This is a genomic window from Kitasatospora sp. NPDC056076, assembly GCF_042266305.1.
Lineage (GTDB): Bacteria > Actinomycetota > Actinomycetes > Streptomycetales > Streptomycetaceae > Kitasatospora.
On sequence record NZ_JBHJWG010000028.1, the window covers coordinates 21,172 to 38,129 of the forward strand.

Consider the following 16,958-nt stretch of genomic DNA (forward strand, 5'->3'; position numbering starts at 1 on the left):
CGGACTGACGGGGCGCGGAAATCCCTGCCCGCCCAGCCGACCCGCTACGCCTCGGAGCCGTACTCCCGTCGCTGGCGCAGCAGTTCGGCGTACTCGGCCCGCACCCGGCGGTCCATCGCGAGGGTGAACTGCGCGTCGGCGACGGTGCGGGCGAGCGGCCGTACCCGCAGGATGCGTTCGGTGAGCCGGGCCGCCTCGCCCGGCGCCAGCGGGGTGTCGGCGGAGAGCACGCTGAGCAGGTGGTCGCTGACCACGTCGATGAAGATCTCGGCGATGGCGTCGACGTGCTCCCGGGTGCGCCGGCTGGCGTCCAGGACGGCCGAGAGCGGTACGCCCTCGGCGACCAGCTCGGTGGTGGCGTCCATCAGCCGGCGGCTGACGTGGGTGATCCCGTCCTCCTCGACCGTGATGTAGCCCTGGGCGATCGATTCGGCGGTGTTCTCCTCGGTGAGCTGGTCCCCGAAGGCGGCTTTGAGCTCCTCCCACTCCAGGCGCACCGGGGTCTCGTCCGACCAGGGGGCGACGATCGCGGCTTCGAGCCCGATCAGCTCGGCGACGTCCCGCCCGCTCTCGCCGGCGCCGATCAGTTCGGCGATCCCGCCCAGGGTGTGGCCGCGGTCGAGCAGTTCGCCGATCATCCGCAGCCGGGTCAGGTGCTCCTCGCCGTACCAGGCGATCCGGCCCTCCTTGCGGGGCGGTGGGAGCAGCTTGCGCTCACGGTAGAAGCGCAGGGTGCGGGTGGTGATCCCGGCCGCTTCGGCCAGTTCCTCCACCCGGTACTCGCGTTTTCTGTCGCCCGCAGCAGCTCTGACCTTGTCCACGGCGATCAGCATAGGTCCGTCACGTCGGCGGCGGGCCCTGGGGGAAGTCCGGGGACTTCCGGTGGATCCGGGCCGTCGTGCTTCTTCCATCCGGTGTCAGCAAGGACTACCCTGCCAACCATGCCAGTGATTACTGGCGCGATTGGCAGGGTTCCGGGGCACGGCCCCGGAGGTTTCCGAGGGCGCCGCCCCCGGAAGAGCGTGAAGACCACCGCCCCACCCTCAGGAGGAGGCCGCATGGCATCCAGCAGCAAGCGCCCCCGCCCCGGCGCGACCCCGGCGCCCGACCCCGGCGCCGCGACGGAGGCCGTACCGCACGTGCGGGTGGCCGTGATCGGCTCCGGCTTCGGCGGCCTCGGCGCGGCCGTCCGACTGCGCCGCGCCGGCATCACCGACTTCGTCGTCCTGGAGCGCGCGGACTCGGTCGGCGGCACCTGGCGCGACAACAGCTACCCCGGCTGCGCCTGCGACGTGCCCTCGCACCTCTACTCCTTCTCCTTCGCGCCCAACCCCGACTGGCCGCGCAGCTTCTCCGGCCAGCCAGACATCCGCGCCTACCTGGAGAAGGTCGCCACCGTCTTCGGGATCCGCCCCCACCTGCGCTTCAACGCCGAGGTGCTGGAGGCCCGTTGGGAGGCCGAGCAGACCCGCTGGCGGATCACCACCGCGGCCGGCCAGTGGACCGCCGACGCCGTCGTCTCCGCCGCCGGACCGCTCGCCGACCCACAGATCCCCGACCTGCCCGGCCTGAGCACCTTCCCCGGCAAGGTCTTCCACTCCTCCCGCTGGGACCACGACTTCGACCTGGCCGGCAAGCGGGTGGCGATGGTCGGCACCGGCGCCTCCGCCGCCCAGATCATCCCCTCGATCCAGCCGAAGGTCGGCAAGCTGACCGTCTTCCAGCGCACCCCCGCCTGGGTCCTGCCGCGCCGCGACCGCGAGATCAGCCAGCTGGAGAAGTGGCTGCACGGCCGGCTGCCGGTCACCGCCAAGATCCGCCGCGGCACCCTGTTCGCGCTCCGCGAGATGCAGGTCGACGCCTTCGTGCGCCGCCCCGGGCTGCTGCGCGTCGTCCAGCAGCTCGCCGAACGCCACATCGCCCAGGGCGTCGCGGACCCGGCGCTGCGCGCCAGGCTCACCCCGGACTACCGGATCGGCTGCAAGCGCATCCTGCTCAGCAACACCTACTACCCGGCGCTCGCCGCGGCCAACACCGAGGTCGTCTCCTCCGGCCTGCGCGAACTGCGCGGCTCCACCCTGGTGGCCGCCGACGGCAGCGAGCACGAGGTCGACGCCATCGTCTTCGGCACCGGCTTCCATGTCACCGACATGCCCGTCGGAGCCCGGGTGTTCGGCGCGAACGGGACCAGCCTGGCCGAGGAGTGGAAGGACGGGATGGAGGCGCTGCGCGGCTCGGCCGTGCACGGCTTCCCGAACCTCTTCTTCGTGATCGGCCCCAACACCGGCCTCGGCAACAGCTCGATGATCCTCATGATCGAGTCCCAACTGAACTACATGATCGACGCGTTGACCACGCTCGACACGGTGGGCGCCGCCGCCATGCAGCCCACCGTCCGGGCCCAGCGGCAGTGGAACCTGGAACTCCAGCACCGGATGGACCGCACCGTCTGGACCACCGGCGGCTGCCGCAGCTGGTACCTGGACCCGAGCGGCAAGAACACCGTGCTCTGGCCCGGTTCCACGACCTCCTTCCGCCGCGCCACCCGCAAGGTCGACCTGGGCGAGTACGAGCTGATCATGCGCACCGGGCCGAGGACCGCCCGTCCCGCCGCTTCCACCGCCGCCCAGGAGGCCACCGCGTGAGCACCGTCCAGCTCCCCGCCGAGTACGTCCAGCCCACGCCCGTCGAGGAGTTGAGCATCCGATCGGCGGACGGCATCCGACTGCACGTCGAGGTGCACGGCCAACCCGGCGCTCCCACCGTGGTGCTGTCCCACGGCTGGACCTGCTCGACGGCCTTCTGGGCCCCGGTGATCCGCGAACTCTCCGACCGCTACCGGCTGGTGGCCTACGACCAGCGCGGCCACGGGCAGAGCGAGATCCCGCCCAGCCGGGCCCGCTACTCCACCCGGGCGCTCGCCGAGGACCTGGCCGCCGTGCTCGCGCGGACCGTCCCGTCGGGGGAGCGGGCCGTGCTGGCCGGGCACAGCATGGGGGGCATGACCATCATGGCCGCCGGCGGCCGCCCCGAGGTCGCCGAGCGCACCGCCGCGAACGTCCTGATCTCCACCGGCCCGGCCGACCTGGTCGCCGAACTCACCGTCCTGCCGGACGGCCTGCGCGCCCCGCGTCTGCGGCGTTTCCTGCACCGGCAGCTGCTGCGCTCCCGGATGCCGCTCGGGCCGGTCTCGGGAGTGAGTCGGGCCGCGCTCAAGTACGCGACCATGGGGCCGGGTTCACCTGCCGGGCAGGTCGAGGCGACGGCCCGGATCGTGCACGCCTGCCCGACCGCGGTCCGCTACCACTGGGCCGGAGTGCTCGACCGGCTGGACGTACGGGCCGGGCTCGGCCGGATCATCGCCCCCACCGCCGTGGTGGCGGGCACCGCGGACCGGCTCACCCCGCCGGTGCACGCCCACCGGATGGTCGCCGAACTCGCCGACCCACAGGGGCTGTTGCTGCTGCCCGGGGTCGGTCACATGGCGCCGCTGGAGCGTCCGGTGGAGGTCGCGGCCGAGATCCACCGGATGGCCTCCGCCCACCTGGCGGGTGCACCCACCGGGACCGCTTCCGTGCCCGCCCCCGCTCCTGCCGTCGACCCTGCTCTCGCCGTTGACCCTGCCGTCGATCCCGCCGTCGAGAGGACCACCGTCGCATGAATGCCATCCCGCCGCTGTCCGCGCAGGTCGTGGTGGTCACCGGGGCCGCCCGTGGAGTCGGCGCGTCGCTGGCCCGGAAGCTGGCCCGGCGCGGGGCCAAGGTCGCGCTACTGGGCCTGGAACCCGAGGAGTTGAAGGCCGTCGCGGCGCAGTGCGGCGCCGCAGCCACGGCGTGGGAGGTGGACGTCACCGATTTGGAGGCGCTCGCTGACACCGCCGAGCGGATCAAGGAGCACTACGGGCGGATCGACACCGTGGTCGCCAACGCCGGGATCGCGATCGGCGGACCGCTCGCCGACAGCGACCACCGGGCGTTCAGCCGGGTGATCGAGGTCAATCTGCTCGGCAGCGTCGCCACCGCGCGGGCCTTCCTGCCGGCCCTCACCGAGAGCCGCGGCTACCTGCTGCAGATCGCCTCGCTCGCCGCGCTCACGCCCGCACCGCTGATGAGCGCCTACTGCGCCAGCAAGTCCGGGGTGGAGGCCTTCGCCCACTCGATCCGCGCCGAGGTCGCCTACCAGGGCGTCAAGGTCGGTGTGGGGTACCTGAGTTGGACCGACACCGACATGGTGCGCGGTGCCGACGAGGACGCCGTGCTCAAGCAGATGCGCAGCCGGCTGCCGTGGCCGGCCAACAAGACGTACCCGCTGGAGCCGGCCGTGGACCGGATCGTCGCCGGGATCGCCCGGCGCTCGGCCCATGTGTACGCCCAGGCGTGGCTGCGCGGGATGCAGCCGGTGCGCTGGCTGCTGCCGAGCCTGATCGCTGTGGTCGGCTCCCGCGACGTCGCCAAGCTCGCCCCGCAGCTCGCGGCCACCGCCGCCTCCCGCCTGCGCGCGGTCGGGGCCGGCGGCGCGGCTGACACCGCGGTGCGGAGGGAGCGGACGGGGGCGGGGGACTGACGGCTGACAGCGAACAGCTGACAACTGACAGATGACGGATAACAGATGACGGATAACAACTTTCGAAATCTGTCATCTGTCAGTTGTCACCCGCCACCCTCACCCGCCCCCCGCGATCCCCGCCAGCACCCCCAGCGCCCACCCCAGCACCGGCAACGGCGGCGAGGCCAGCCCCACCCGCACCGCGGACGGCGTGCTCCGCGGGTCCACCGCGAAGGCGGCCGCGGGTGTGACCGAGATGCCCGCCCGGGCGGCCGCGGCGACGAAGGTCTCCGCCCGCCAGGCCCCCGGCAGCTCCCACCACAGGTAGTACGAGCACGGGTCCGCCCGCAGCCGCTGTCCGGCGAGCACCTCCCGGGCCAGCGTCTGCCGGGCGGTCGCGTCCGCCCGCTTCGCCGCCGCCACCGCGGTCGGTGTCCCGTCCCCGATCCAGCGCACCGCCGCCTCCAGTGCGAAGCCGTTCGGTGTCCACCCGCCGGCCCGCAGCGCCCCCGCGACCCGCTCGCGCAGCGCGTCCGGGACGACCGCGACCCCGGTGGTCAGTCCGGGGGCGAGCCGCTTGGAGAGGCTGTCGACCAGCACCGTCCGCTCGGGCGCCAGCGCGGCGAGCGGAGCCGACCCGGGCCGTAGGAAGGACCAGATCGCGTCCTCGACCACCGGCAGGTCCAGTCGGCGCAGTTCCCCGGCCAGGGCCGCCGCTCGCTCGGGCGGCAGGCTGGTGCCGAGCGGGTTGTGCAGCCGGGGCTGGACGTACACCGCGCTGAGCGGCGCCGCGCGGTGGGCCGCCGCCAGGGCGTCGGGCCGCAGCCCGTGCTCGTCGACCGCGAGCGGCACCAGCCGGATGCCCAACTGTCCGGCCACGGCCTTGACCACCGGGTAGGTCAGCGCCTCGACCCCCAGTCGCCGCCCGGGCGGCACCAGCGCGGCGAGCGCCCCCGCGACCGCCTGCCGCCCGTTGCCCGCGAACAGCAGCTCCCCGGGGTCGGCGCCCCAGCCGCCCGCATCCGTCGACAGCAGGTCCGCGAAGGCCCACCGGGCGGCCGCCGTCCCCGCCGCGCCGACCGGCCGCAGCGCCTCGCCGAGCGCGTCCGCCCGCAGCAGCGGCGCCAGTGCGGCGGCCAGCAGTTCGGACTGCCCGGGCACGGTGGGGTAGTTGAGCTCCAGGTCGATCGGCGCGTCGGCCGGTTCGGCGAGCGGGATCCGCCCGTCGTCGGCCGCCGTACCGCGCCCGGCCCGGACGAAGGTGCCCCGCCCGACCTCGCCGACGGTCAGCCCGCGCCGGGCGAGTTCGCGGTAGACCCGGCCGGCGGTCGAGGCGGCGATGCCCCGGCGGCGGGCGAAGGCCCGCTGGGTGGGCAGCTGCCCGCCGGGCCGTAGCCGTCCGGTCATGATGTCGGCGGCGACCTCGTCCGCGATCAGCCGGTAGTCGTCCATCGGTCCCCCACTCCTTCGCGCCCCGGGAGGCCGGGGGCTCATTGCACCGAGTGCAAAGCCATCATTGCATCGAGGCGGCTCCGCGCCCTAGCCTCCTCGCATGGACGAGCTGGATGCGTGGGACACGTTGACATCCGCCGTGGACGGCCACGCCGTGCTCGGCATCGCCGCCGTGGCGCTGGGCATGGTGCTGTCGCCGGGACCGAACATGATCTACCTGGTGTCCCGCTCGATATCCCAGGGCCGCCGGGCCGGACTGGTCTCCCTGACGGGCGTCGCGACCGGCTTCCTGATCTACCTGGTCGCGGTGACGGCCGGAGTGGCCGCGGTCTTCTCGGTCGTCCCCGCCCTCTACACCGGGATCAAGCTGGCCGGCGCCGGCTATCTGCTCTGGCTGGCCTGGAAGGCGGTCAAGCCCGGCGGCGCGGCGGTCTTCGCCCCGCAGCAGCTGCCGCCGGACCCGCCGCGCCGCCTGTTCGCGATGGGCTTCCTGACCTGCCTGCTCAATCCCAAGATCGCCATCGTGTACATCTCGCTGCTGCCCCAGTTCGTGGCGCCCGAGCGCGGCCACGTCGCCCTGCAGAGCCTGGTGCTGGGCCTGGTCCAGATCGTGATCGCGGTCACCGTGAACGGCCTGATCGCGATGACCGCGGGCGGCATCGCGGGCTTCCTGGGCCGCCGCCCGGCCTGGCTGCGCGTCCAGCGGTACGTGATGGGCACGGTGCTCGCCGGTCTGGCGTTGCACATCGCCGCCGACCGGGCCAAGGCGGTGGCCGTCTGACCGGCGCGGCCGTCAAGCCGACTCGGCCGTCCAATCGCCCCGGGCAGCGGCCCGCAGCAGCTCGTACCCCGCCTGCACGAAGCGCCCGTTGAGCGCGGGCGCGGTGTTGGCCAGCGCGGCGACGGCGGCCGGTCCCTGCGGCGCGAAGCCGACGAAGGCGGTGAACCCCCGGGTGCCGCCGGAGTGGAAGTAGAGGTCCCGCCCGCCCGACTGCCGGTGCATCCAGACCAGGCCGAGCCGGTCGGTCGAGTGCGGCAGCCGCAGCCTCAAGCGCTGGACGTCCCGCGCGGCTGCCCCCAACTCGCCGTCCGCCCCGTCGAGATGGAGTCTCAGGTAGCGCATCAGGTCGGCCCCGCTGGCCCGTACCGCGCCGGCGCCCGGGAGGCCGGGGATCCGCCAGGGCGGCAGCGCCCGCCCGCGCCGGTGTCCGACCGCCTGCCCCGGTGTGTCCGGTGCGCAGCCGGTGGAGCGCAGCCCCAGCGGTCGGCAGATCCGTTCGGCGAGCAGCTCCCCGTACGGCGTCGCGGCGGTCTCGGCCAGGGCCCGGCCGAGGAGCGCGACCCCGTAGTTGGAGTACCCGTACCGGCTGCCCGGCGTCCCGCGTACGGTGGTTCGGGCCAGTCCGTCCCTCAACTGCTCGTCGCCGTACGCGGCGTAGGGGTTGCTGGACCAGGCCGGCGCGGCGCTCGCGAGCAGCCCCGGCGGTAGGCGGGGCAGGCCGGAGGTGTGGGTGGCCAGGTGCAGCAGGCGGATCGGTTCGGCGGAACGGACGCGCGCCGGGCGCCAGTGGGGTGGCAGCCGGTTCTCCACCGGGTCGTCCAGGGCGAGTTCACCGCGTTCGGCCAGGTCGGCCAGCAGCAGCGCGGTGAAGGTCTTGGTCACCGAGCCGAGTTCGAAGACGGTGTCCGGGGTGCACGGCGGCGCGGTCGGCCAGCGCCCGAGCCGTCCGTGGCACCGGATCTCTTCCCGGTCCCCGCGTGCGACGGCCACCGTGACGGCGGTGGCGTGCGGCCCGGCCGCCCGCACCGCCCGGGCGACCAGCGGGTCGAGTCCGGGGGCCGGGTTCACCCGGCCGCCGTGGTCGCGCCGAGCGCCCGGGCGAGCGTGATGTCCCCGGCGACCACCGCGACGACGGCGGTGTGCTCGTGGTCGCGGAACGCCCGCTCGGGGTCCTCGTCGACGGGGTCGGTGTCGCGGGGGAGCAGTCCGTCCTCGCGTTGGACGGTGGCCAGCGCCTCCCAGCCCTGGCGCCCGGTGGCCGGTTCGCCGATGCACGCGTCGACGACGAGGAGTTCGGCCACCAGGTCCCACTGTCCGATCTCCGCCCAGATGTCGAGCCAGACCGGCAGCCAGTCGCGCAGGTAGTCGCGCATCGGTGCGGGCAGGCCGTCCGGGCGGGCGCCCCAGTCGGTGAGGTGGAACACGGTGTGGGTGACCTGGTAGCCGGTCATCCAGTTGACGGTCCAGGGCTCGGGGGTCGCGCCGAGCCAGGTGCCGGCGGCCAGGGCGGACCAGTCCGGCCGGTGGCCGAGCCCGACGATCCGTCGGGCGTTGGCCACGGCGAGCCGCCGGTTGGGCTGGACCTCGGCGGCGTGCACGGACCGCAACCGGCTGAGCGAGTCGAGGAGTTCCTCCAGCGCGGGGTGGCGGTACCCGGCCCGGGCGAAGTGGGCGTAGGTCTCCAGCGGGTCGGTCATGGTCAGGTGGCGCAGCTGCCGTTCGTAGAGCAGGTCGCCCTCGCGCAACTGCGCCCAGGCGTGGTCGAGCAGTTCCTGCGCGGCCCGGCTGTCGGCGGGCCCGGTGACGCCGTCGCGCAGGACGAGCGAGGCGGCCAGGGCGACTTCGCCCAGCGGCTTGTAGACGTCGTTGGGGTCGGCGAGGTCGATGACGATGTCGTCGGGAATCCGGCCCAGGCCGTTGCGGTGCGAGGTGTGCAGCCAGCCCAGCGCGCGGGAGGCGAGCCGTTGGGCGGTGGCGAGGACGAGGGTGTCGGTCACGGTGCCCGGTTCCCTTCGGCGGTCGGCGGCCGGGAGCGCAGGAGCAGTCGGCGGGCGGCTTCCAGCTCCAGTCCGGTGCGGGCGCTGCCGTCGCCGGCCAGCCGGATCCGCTCCAGGACGGGTTCGAGTTCCAGTCGCGACGGGTGGCCGTCGGCGGCGGCCCGGGCGAGCCAGCGGGTGAGTCGGGCGGCGGTGGTGAGGTCGCGGCGCAGCATGGCGCGGACGGTGCCGCGGGCGAGCGCCGGCGTGTTCGTCCGGGCCGTCTCGTGCACCGGACCGTCGAGGCCCGGCAGTGCGAGCGCGGACAGTTGTGCCATCCGCACCGACCAGGCCTGCCAGCCCATGGCGTCCGGGTCGGGGAGCGGGGCCGGTTGTGCTCCGGCGGTCCCGTACGGCGTGCGGGCGAGCAGTTGGCCGGCCGCCCAGTCCTGCCACCCGATCACCAGTTCCGCCTCGGGCGAGGCCGGCGCGGGTGCCGGGAAGGCGCGTCGTCCTTCGGACAGGAGGGCCGCGGTGGGGCCGTCCGGTTCGGCTCCGGTGAACAGCTGCGGGGCGAACAGGTCCGCTCCGAGCACGCGTACCGCGGCCAGCAGCGGGCGCGTGGCGGCGGTGTCCGGGTCCACGATCGCGGCGGCGCCGTCTCCGTTGCGGAGGGCGTCGAGGGTCCGGCCCGCCACCTGTTCCACGGCGGCGGCGTAGGTGTCGCGCAGCGGCGTCTCGGCGAACGGCATCGGTGGTGCCTCCCTTGCGGGCGCTGGGTCCCGGTACGGAGTGGGCCGGTCCGCCGTGGCGAACCGGCCCGGCGGTCGGGCCGCCCGGGGCTCACCGGGTCGGCTTCTCCTTGGGCTGCTTCGGCGACAGCAGGATCAGCGCCAGCAGGACACCGGCGGCCTCGGGCGAGTACGTGGGCGCGTCGGACACGACGGCCTCGTCCTCCACCATCAGGCTCGCGAGTGTTTCGGCCTCGGCGAGCGTCGCGCTGCGTGACGCCGAAGCGGTTTCGGTCCGGAACTGAGTAAGCATCAGATGTGCCTCCTCGTCTGGTTTTCATCACCCGGTCGGGCGATGCCCCTGTCCGACACTACGAGCACGATCCGGTGCCTGCATCCGCAGCCCGCTGAGCTGGGACGTTGCCCTGGGTGTGGGCGCGGCTGCGGTGAGTCGGTACGGTCTGGGCATGACCACAGCCTTGATCACCGGCGCGACCGCCGGCATCGGAGCCGCGTTCGCGCGCCGGCTCGCCCGCAGCGGATACCGCCTCGTCCTGGTGGCCCGCGACTCCGAGCGCCTGGAGCGCGCGAGCGCGAACCTGCAGCTCAAGTACGGCGCGGAGACGGAGGTGCTGACCGCCGACCTCGCCACCGACGAGGGCATCGCCGCCGTCGAGGCCCGGCTCGCGGACGCCGCCCGCCCGGTGGACCTCCTGGTCAACAACGCCGGCTTCGGCAACAAGGGCGCCTTCGGGACCGTCCCGCTCCAGGACGAGCTGGACATGCTCAAGGTGCACGTCGAGGCGATCCTGCGGCTGACCACGGCCGCCCTGCCGGGGATGCGCGAGCGCGGCCGGGGCGCGATCGTGAACGTCGCCTCGGTGGCGGCCTTCCTGCCGCGCGGCACGTACGGGGCGAGCAAGGCCTGGGTGGTCAGCTTCACCCAGGGCGTGCTGCGCGACCTCGGCGGGACGGGGGTGCGGATGATGGCGCTCTGCCCGGGCTTCACCCGGACCGAGTTCCACCAGCGGGCGGGCATGGGCACGGGCAACATCCCCGCCTGGTCCTGGCTCTCGGCCGAGCGGGTGGTGGACGAGGCGATGCGTGACCTCGCCCGCGGTCGCTCGGTGTCCGTGCCGGGCAAGCGCTACAAGCTGGCCGTGGCGCTCGCCCGGGTGCTGCCGTCCGGCAAGCTCGGCGGGCTGTCCTCGAAGGCGGCGCGCACGTACCGGACGAACTGACGCGCGCGGCGGCCGGTCGGCCGGGCGGGGACAGCTCCGGCAGGAGGGGATCCAGCGCGAGGGAATCCAGTGGGAGGGGATCCAGCGGGAGTGGAGCCAGCGCGAGGGAATAGAGCCACCCTCACTATTAGCTTGCCTAACTATGAGCTACTCTCGCTATGCTGGTGTCCGTCCGGCCGCCGCACCCCCGTCCGCGCCCGCACCCCGGCGCGCCCGACCCAGGGAGGCCCGTACTTGAGGCCCGCCATCAACTGGACCCCGCCCGAACGCGCCGAGGGCGACCCCCGCCCGCCGGCCCAGTGGCGCCGCATCATCGCGCTCTTCCGTCCCTACCGGGGCCGGCTCACCACGGTGGGGCTGCTGGTCGCCGCCTCCGCCGTGGTGTCCGTCGTCTCGCCGTTCCTGCTCAAGGCCGTGCTGGACACCGCCATCCCGCAGGGCCGCACCGGGCTGCTCAGCCTGCTCGCGCTCGGGATGATCCTCACCGCCGTGGTGAACAGCGTCTTCAACGTGCTGCAGACGCTGATCTCCACCACCGTCGGCCAGCGCGTCATGCACGACCTGCGCACCTCCGTCTACGGCCACCTGCAACGGCAGTCGCTGGCCTTCTTCACCCGCACCCGCACCGGCGAGGTGCAGTCCCGGATCGCCAACGACATCGGCGGCATGCAGTCCACGGTGACCTCCACCGCGACCAGCCTGGTCTCCAACCTCACCGCCGTGATCGCCTCGATCGTCGCCATGGTCGCCCTCGACTGGCGGCTGACCGTCATCTCGCTGGTGCTGCTCCCGCTGTTCGTCTGGATCAGCCGCCGGGTCGGCCAGGAGCGCAAGAAGATCACCACCGAGCGGCAGAAGCAGCTGGCCGCGATGAGCTCGGCGGTCCAGGAGTCGCTGTCGGTCAGCGGCATCCTGCTCGGCCGCACCATGGGCCGCTCCGACTCGCTGGCCCGGGAGTTCACCGAGCAGTCCGACCAGCTCGCCGACCTGGAGGTGCGCTCCAGCATGGCCGGGCGCTGGCGGATGAACACCATCATGATCGTGATGGCCGCCATGCCCGCGCTGATCTACTGGGCGGCCGGACTGACCTCCGCCGCCGGTGCGCCGATCGTCTCGGTCGGCACCCTGGTCGCCTTCGTCACCCTCCAGCAGGGCCTGTTCCGCCCGACCGTCAGCCTGCTCTCCACCGGCGTGGACGTGCAGACCTCGCTCGCGCTCTTCCAGCGCATCTTCGAGTACCTCGACCTGCCGGTGGAGATCGCCGAACCGCCGCACCCGGTCACCCTGGCCGACATCCGCGGCGAGGTCCGCTTCGAGGCCGTCGACTTCCGGTACGACCCCGAGCAGGAGCGCCCCACCCTGGACGGCGTCGAGCTCAAGGTCCCGGCCGGGACGTCCCTGGCCGTCGTCGGCGAGACCGGCTCGGGCAAGACCACCCTCAGCTACCTGGTGCCGCGGCTGTACGACGTCACCGGCGGTCGGGTCACCCTGGACGGCGTGGACGTGCGCGAGCTGTCCTTCGACACCCTGGCCCGCGCGGTCGGCGTGGTCTCCCAGGAGACCTACCTCTTCCACGCCTCGGTCGCCGAGAACCTGCGCTTCGCCAAGCCGGGCGCCAGCGACGCCGAACTGGTCGAGGCCGCCCGGGCCGCGCAGATCCACGACACCATCTCCGCCCTCCCGGACGGCTACGACACCCTGGTCGGCGAACGCGGCTACCGCTTCTCCGGCGGCGAGAAGCAGCGCCTCGCGCTCGCCCGCACCATCCTGCGCAACCCGCCCGTGCTGATCCTGGACGAGGCCACCAGCGCGCTCGACAACCGCACCGAGCACGCCGTCCAGCAGGCCGTGGACACCCTGGCCGCCGGCCGGACCACCATCACCATCGCGCACCGGCTCTCCACCGTCCGCTCCGCCGACCAGATCGCCGTCCTGGACCGCGGCCGGGTGGTCGAACTCGGCACCCACGAGGAGCTGGTGGAACGGGACGGACGGTACGCGGCGCTGCTGCGCCGGGAGACGCCGGAGGCGGCGTCCCTGTCGGACGCCGCCCTCGGTCACGCGTAGTTGTTCCGGTCGCGCGGAACGCCGGTCGCGGGTGGTCGTTCCGGCCGCGCGGATCGCCGGTCGCGGGTGGTCGTTCCGGTCGCGCGGATCGCCGGTCACGCGTTCGTACCGGTCGCGCGGAACGCCAGGAGGCCGGAGACGCGGCGCTCAGGCCGCCTTCGGCACCTCGTTGTAGCCGTCCGCGACCTCCTGGCCGGAGAGCCGCTGGATCGCCGCCATCACCTCGTCGGTCACCTGGCGACGGGCCTTCAGCGAACGGGCCTGCCCGTGCAGCTCGTCGAAGTGCAGCGGTTCGCCGAAGCGGACGGTCACCTTCTTGATCCGCGGCAGCCGCTTGCCCACCGGCAGGATCTGCTCCGGGCCCTCCAGGGCCACCGGGACGACCGGGACGCCCGCGGTCAGCGCGAGCCAGGCGACCCCCGTCTTGCCCCGGTAGAGCCGGCCGTCCAGCGACCGGGTGCCCTCCGGGTAGATGCCGAAGGCCTTGCCGTCCTCCAGGATCTCCAGCGCCGACTCCAGTGAGGCCTGGGCCGAGCGGTAGGTGCCGCGCTCGACCGGAACCGCGCCGATCGACTCGAAGAAGCCCTTGGAGAGCCGGCCCTTGAGCCCGGTGCCGGTGAAGTACTCGGCCTTGGCGAGGAAGTGGACCCGGCGCGGGGCGGTGAGCGGGATCACCACGCTGTCGATGAACGACAGGTGGTTGCTGGCCAGGATCACCCCGCCCTTGCGCGGCACGTTCTCGATGCCCTCGATGGCCGGACGCCAGATCCCGCGTGAAACGGGTTTCAGCACCAGCCTGGTGGCGAGGTCGAGCACGGGTTCCCTCCCTGGACGAACGACCGCCCCGGAGGAGTCCGGGCCAGCAATCAGACCCGCAGACTACGACACCCACCCGGGAGCCCGTCCACTCCCGCCGACCGTGGCGAACACCACGGCCGGGTAGGGTACGGCCGTCCGAACCGAGCAAGAATTTGCAGTACCCAGGAGGAACGATGGAGAGCGTCGCGGCCATCAAGGAGATGTTCGACCGTTTCGACAAGAACGGCGACGGCAAGATCACCCCGGCCGAGTACGCGCTGGCCGCCAACGAGATGGGCGACCACAGCGTCACCATCTCGATGGCCGAGGCGCTGATCCACGCGATGGACACCCGTCACCAGGGCTACCTGGACTTCGAGGAGTTCCTGGCCGCCCGCCAGCGCTGAGCCCGCACGGACGGGGCCGGTCGCCGTACCGGCGGCACCGGCCCCGTCCGCAGGCCCCGTCGTTCGTCCTCCCGCCCGTCCTGCCGCCCGTCCTACGGCCTGTCCGCCGGAGCCGCCGGAGCCACCGGGAACACCCGGCGCACCACCCGCTCCGCCGCCCCGCCGTCGTCCCAGACGCAGAACCTCTCCCGGAACCGCTTGCGCGCCCCCGGTTCCGGGTCGCCCGCGCGCAGCGCCCGCGCCAGCCCCGCCGCGTCGACCGTGACCGCGCCCGGCGGCTGTGCGAACAGGTCGAAGTACACGCCGCGTTCGCGCTGGTACTCCTCCCAGTCCGGAGCGAATATGACGACCGGTCGGTCCAGCACCGCGTAGTCGAACATCATCGACGAGTAGTCCGTCACCAGCGCGTCCGCCGCCAGGTAGAGGTCCTCGACCACCGGGTGCGCCGACACGTCCACGATCTCCGCCGCGTCCTCACCGGCCGTCAGGTCGCCCGGGCCGTCGGCGTGGAAGTAGTGGGTGCGCACCAGCAACGTGAACCGCGGGCCCAGCGCCCGCGCCAGCTCCGCCACGTCCAGCAGCGGCACGTAGCCGCCCTTGCCGCCGCGGTGGGTCGGCGCGTACAGCACCGACGTGGTGCCGGGCCGCAGCCCCAGCCGCTCGCGCATGGCCAGGACCTCCCCCGGGGTGGAGTTGGCCAGCCGGTCGTTGCGCGGGTAGCCGGTGTCCAGCATCTCGTAGCGGCCCGGGAAGGCCCGGGCGAAGTGCTCGCTGGTGTGCGGGTTGGAGGAGACCAGGAAGTCCCAGCGGTCGACGGCCTCCTGGAGCCGGTCGAAGTCCATCCCCTCGGCGGCGGCCTCGGGGCGGCCCCGCAGGTCCATCCCCATCGCCTTGAGCGGGGTGCCGTGCTGGGTCTGGACGTGCACCGTGCCCGGCCGCTTCGCCATCGTGCGCGGGAAGTTGACGTTGTTCACGAAGTACTTCGCGGTCGCCATCGCCTTGAGGTACGCCGGGGTGTTGACGATCACGTACGGGACGCCGGCCGGCATCGCGTCGGCCTGCCGGCGGTTCTCCACCACCCACACGCCGCGGATCTGCGGGGCGAGTTCCTTCGCCTTCTCGTAGATCGCCGCCGGGCTGCACGCGTAACCCCGGTGCCAGTACGCGGCGTAGACCGCCAGGTGCTCGTCCAGCGGCAGGCGGCGGAACGCGTTGTACGCCGTGAACCGGGCGCCGCTGCGCACACCCTTCTTCACCGCGGGGGCCACCGCCCGTGCCCCGCGCTTGAGTTCGCGCGGCAGCCGGCCGGTGCGGCGCAGCTCGGCGTACGCGATCCGGGCGCCCCGCGAGGCCAGCCGGTACTGCACGCCGCGCACCCCGCCGGGGAAGCGGTAGTCGGCCGGGCGGTGGCGCTCGAAGTGCGCGGCGACCCGGTGGAAGTAGTCCCGGCGCCGGTCGACCGGGACCAGCCCGGGGGTGTCGTAGACGTTCAGCGCCTGGCGGACGGTCCGGTCGAAGACCAGGGTGCGCAGCGCCGGCGGGACGGGCCGGCCGGGGCCGTCCGGGCGCTCGCACCGGTCCAGGAAGGCGAAGATGGCGTCGTACTGGGCGAACACGTCGGCGTGCTTGGGGGAGGCGGTGGCGGTGATCGCGCCGTCCCGCCCGCGCCGGTAGTTGTAGCAGGGGCGGTCGAGGTAGCGCAGCCGCCCGGCGGCCAGCAGCGCGGGGTAGGTGACCGAGATGTCCTCGTAGTAGCCGCGGCCGAAGGAGACCCCGAGGCCCTCCAGGAACGCGCGGCGGAACACCTTGTTCCACACCGACATCACGGTCTGGAACAGTGCCGGGTGCTCGGCCACCGTGCAGCCCTCGACCAGCGGGGAGCCGACCAGCACGTGCCGCCAGGGGTTGGGCTCGCTCCCGCCGTCCGGGTAGACGTGGGTGAAGTCGGTGAGCAGGACGTCGGCGGGCGCCTCGCGGCGGCGCTCCTGCGTCAGCTCGTCCAGGATCACGCCGACCGTCCGCTCGGGCAGCCAGTCGTCGCTGTCCACGAACCAGACGTACTCGCCGCGCACCTGCGGCAGGGCGGCGGCCCGGGCGCCGCCGAGGCCCTGGTTCTCGGTGAGGTGCATCACGCGCAGCCGGGGGTCGCGGGCGGCGTAGGCGTCCAGGATCGCGCCGGAGCCGTCGGGGGAGAGGTCGTCGACCGCGATGACCTCGAAGCGGGTCTCGGCGGCGGGGGTCTCGCCGAGGATCGAGTCGAGGCAGCGCGGCAGGTACCGCTCCACGCCGTGGACCGGGAGCACGATGCTGAGGAGGAGGGACACGCTGGCCGAGTCTACCGATCCACGCGGTGCGACCTGCGGGGACGTCCGGCCGGGACGGGACGAGGGCGGCCACCGGGTGCGCCGGGGGGCGGAGCGGGGGTGATCACCGGTCCGGGACCGCCGGTGCCTGGCCCCGGAACGGGGTGGCACCGGCAGTCTGGTGGCGGCCGGGCCGACCCTCTACGGCCGGCCGCCGGTCCGGGCACCGTACGGGCCTGGTCACCGCAGCGTCGAGGTGACCGGGCAGTGGCCCGCAGGAGCCGGAGTTCGATCGAGTCGCTTCACGACTCGAACACGCACCTGCGTGCGGTGCGGGCACCGGTGCGTGCCTCAGATACTGCTTGGAGGATCGACGCGAGTCAATCCCTCGTATGTGTTCACTTCATGAATCGGCCGGCGTGCGGTCGACCACCCGTCGGTGATCGTTTTGTCGACCTCGCGACTGTCCCCTATATGGGGGCGATTCGTCGACACCGCAGTCGAGGTCGCAGCCGGCGCCGCAGGAGTGCCTGTCGTACGCCGGCTCGCGCCCGCCCGCACCCGCCTGCGCGCGGCGTGCACCGCGCGGACGGACGCCGGGGCCGCGCCTCCTGGCCCTGGTGACGAATGGCGGGTCGTGCACCATCATTGATGCCT

The 16,958-nt window shown here is 73.4% G+C and carries 15 protein-coding genes; 7 read left to right on the plus strand and 8 right to left on the minus strand.

What is annotated here, in order from left to right; genetic code table 11:
* Nucleotides 1-44: 44 nt before the first annotated feature.
* On the minus strand, nucleotides 45-833 hold the full coding sequence (locus ACFC1T_RS22875) for a MerR family transcriptional regulator (protein WP_375891348.1): 789 nt from the start codon (nucleotides 831-833) through the stop codon (nucleotides 45-47).
* A gap of 225 nt (nucleotides 834-1,058) precedes the next feature.
* On the opposite strand from ACFC1T_RS22875, the gene ACFC1T_RS22880 reads away from it, so the two are divergent.
* Genes ACFC1T_RS22880 through ACFC1T_RS22890 form a run of 3 tightly spaced genes read left to right on the plus strand, consistent with a single transcriptional unit; the run spans nucleotide 1,059 to nucleotide 4,563 of the window.
* Nucleotides 1,059-2,645 carry a flavin-containing monooxygenase gene (locus ACFC1T_RS22880; protein WP_375891350.1) on the plus strand — a complete coding sequence of 529 codons (1,587 nt, stop codon included), beginning with the start codon at nucleotides 1,059-1,061 and terminating at the stop codon, nucleotides 2,643-2,645.
* Entirely contained in the window at nucleotides 2,642-3,661 is a 1,020-nt protein-coding gene (locus ACFC1T_RS22885; RefSeq protein WP_375891352.1) for an alpha/beta fold hydrolase, read from the plus strand. The genes ACFC1T_RS22880 and ACFC1T_RS22885 overlap by 4 nt, the downstream gene beginning before the upstream one ends.
* Nucleotides 3,658-4,563, plus strand: a complete 906-nt coding sequence (locus ACFC1T_RS22890; RefSeq protein ID WP_375891354.1) for an SDR family oxidoreductase — start codon at nucleotides 3,658-3,660, stop codon at nucleotides 4,561-4,563. The genes ACFC1T_RS22885 and ACFC1T_RS22890 overlap by 4 nt, the downstream gene beginning before the upstream one ends.
* A 99-nt stretch (nucleotides 4,564-4,662) precedes the next feature.
* On the opposite strand, the gene ACFC1T_RS22895 is transcribed toward ACFC1T_RS22890, so the two are convergent.
* Nucleotides 4,663-5,997, minus strand: a complete 1,335-nt coding sequence (locus ACFC1T_RS22895; RefSeq protein WP_375891356.1) for a PLP-dependent aminotransferase family protein — start codon at nucleotides 5,995-5,997, stop codon at nucleotides 4,663-4,665.
* 100 nt (nucleotides 5,998-6,097) lie between these two features.
* Between ACFC1T_RS22895 and ACFC1T_RS22900 the strand changes: the two genes are divergently transcribed.
* A complete protein-coding gene (locus ACFC1T_RS22900; protein ID WP_375891358.1) occupies nucleotides 6,098-6,778 on the plus strand; it encodes a LysE family translocator in 681 nt (226 codons plus the stop codon).
* A gap of 12 nt (nucleotides 6,779-6,790) precedes the next feature.
* On the opposite strand, the gene ACFC1T_RS22905 is transcribed toward ACFC1T_RS22900, so the two are convergent.
* From ACFC1T_RS22905 to ACFC1T_RS22920, 4 genes are all read right to left on the minus strand, one after another.
* On the minus strand, nucleotides 6,791-7,846 hold the full coding sequence (locus tag ACFC1T_RS22905; protein WP_375891360.1) for a serine hydrolase domain-containing protein: 1,056 nt from the start codon (nucleotides 7,844-7,846) through the stop codon (nucleotides 6,791-6,793).
* Entirely contained in the window at nucleotides 7,843-8,775 is a 933-nt protein-coding gene (locus tag ACFC1T_RS22910; RefSeq protein WP_375891362.1) for a DUF6895 family protein, read from the minus strand. The genes ACFC1T_RS22905 and ACFC1T_RS22910 overlap by 4 nt, the downstream gene beginning before the upstream one ends.
* Complete coding sequence (locus ACFC1T_RS22915) at nucleotides 8,772-9,506, minus strand: hypothetical protein (protein WP_375891364.1); 735 nt, start codon at nucleotides 9,504-9,506, stop codon at nucleotides 8,772-8,774. The genes ACFC1T_RS22910 and ACFC1T_RS22915 overlap by 4 nt, the downstream gene beginning before the upstream one ends.
* A 91-nt stretch (nucleotides 9,507-9,597) precedes the next feature.
* Nucleotides 9,598-9,798 (minus strand): hypothetical protein, encoded by a 201-nt coding sequence (locus ACFC1T_RS22920; protein WP_375891366.1) that lies wholly within the window; start codon nucleotides 9,796-9,798, stop codon nucleotides 9,598-9,600.
* 154 nt (nucleotides 9,799-9,952) lie between these two features.
* On the opposite strand from ACFC1T_RS22920, the gene ACFC1T_RS22925 reads away from it, so the two are divergent.
* Together ACFC1T_RS22925 and ACFC1T_RS22930 are read left to right on the plus strand one after the other, a co-directional pair.
* The gene (locus ACFC1T_RS22925; RefSeq protein WP_375891368.1) at nucleotides 9,953-10,726 is read left to right on the plus strand and encodes an SDR family NAD(P)-dependent oxidoreductase; all 774 of its coding nucleotides are present in this window, start codon (nucleotides 9,953-9,955) and stop codon (nucleotides 10,724-10,726) included.
* 234 nt (nucleotides 10,727-10,960) lie between these two features.
* The gene (locus tag ACFC1T_RS22930) at nucleotides 10,961-12,793 is read left to right on the plus strand and encodes an ABC transporter ATP-binding protein (protein ID WP_375891370.1); all 1,833 of its coding nucleotides are present in this window, start codon (nucleotides 10,961-10,963) and stop codon (nucleotides 12,791-12,793) included.
* A gap of 147 nt (nucleotides 12,794-12,940) precedes the next feature.
* Here the strand turns inward: ACFC1T_RS22930 and ACFC1T_RS22935 are convergent, their stop codons facing one another.
* A complete protein-coding gene (locus ACFC1T_RS22935) occupies nucleotides 12,941-13,609 on the minus strand; it encodes a lysophospholipid acyltransferase family protein (RefSeq protein WP_375891371.1) in 669 nt (222 codons plus the stop codon).
* A gap of 176 nt (nucleotides 13,610-13,785) precedes the next feature.
* Here ACFC1T_RS22935 and ACFC1T_RS22940 point away from each other — a divergent pair, with 176 nt between their 5' ends.
* Nucleotides 13,786-13,998: an EF-hand domain-containing protein gene (locus tag ACFC1T_RS22940; RefSeq protein ID WP_375891373.1), complete on the plus strand. Its 213-nt coding sequence runs from the start codon at nucleotides 13,786-13,788 to the stop codon at nucleotides 13,996-13,998.
* A gap of 92 nt (nucleotides 13,999-14,090) precedes the next feature.
* On the opposite strand, the gene ACFC1T_RS22945 is transcribed toward ACFC1T_RS22940, so the two are convergent.
* Nucleotides 14,091-16,322 carry a CDP-glycerol glycerophosphotransferase family protein gene (locus ACFC1T_RS22945; RefSeq protein WP_375891374.1) on the minus strand — a complete coding sequence of 744 codons (2,232 nt, stop codon included), beginning with the start codon at nucleotides 16,320-16,322 and terminating at the stop codon, nucleotides 14,091-14,093.
* Between the last annotated feature and the right edge of the window lie 636 nt (nucleotides 16,323-16,958).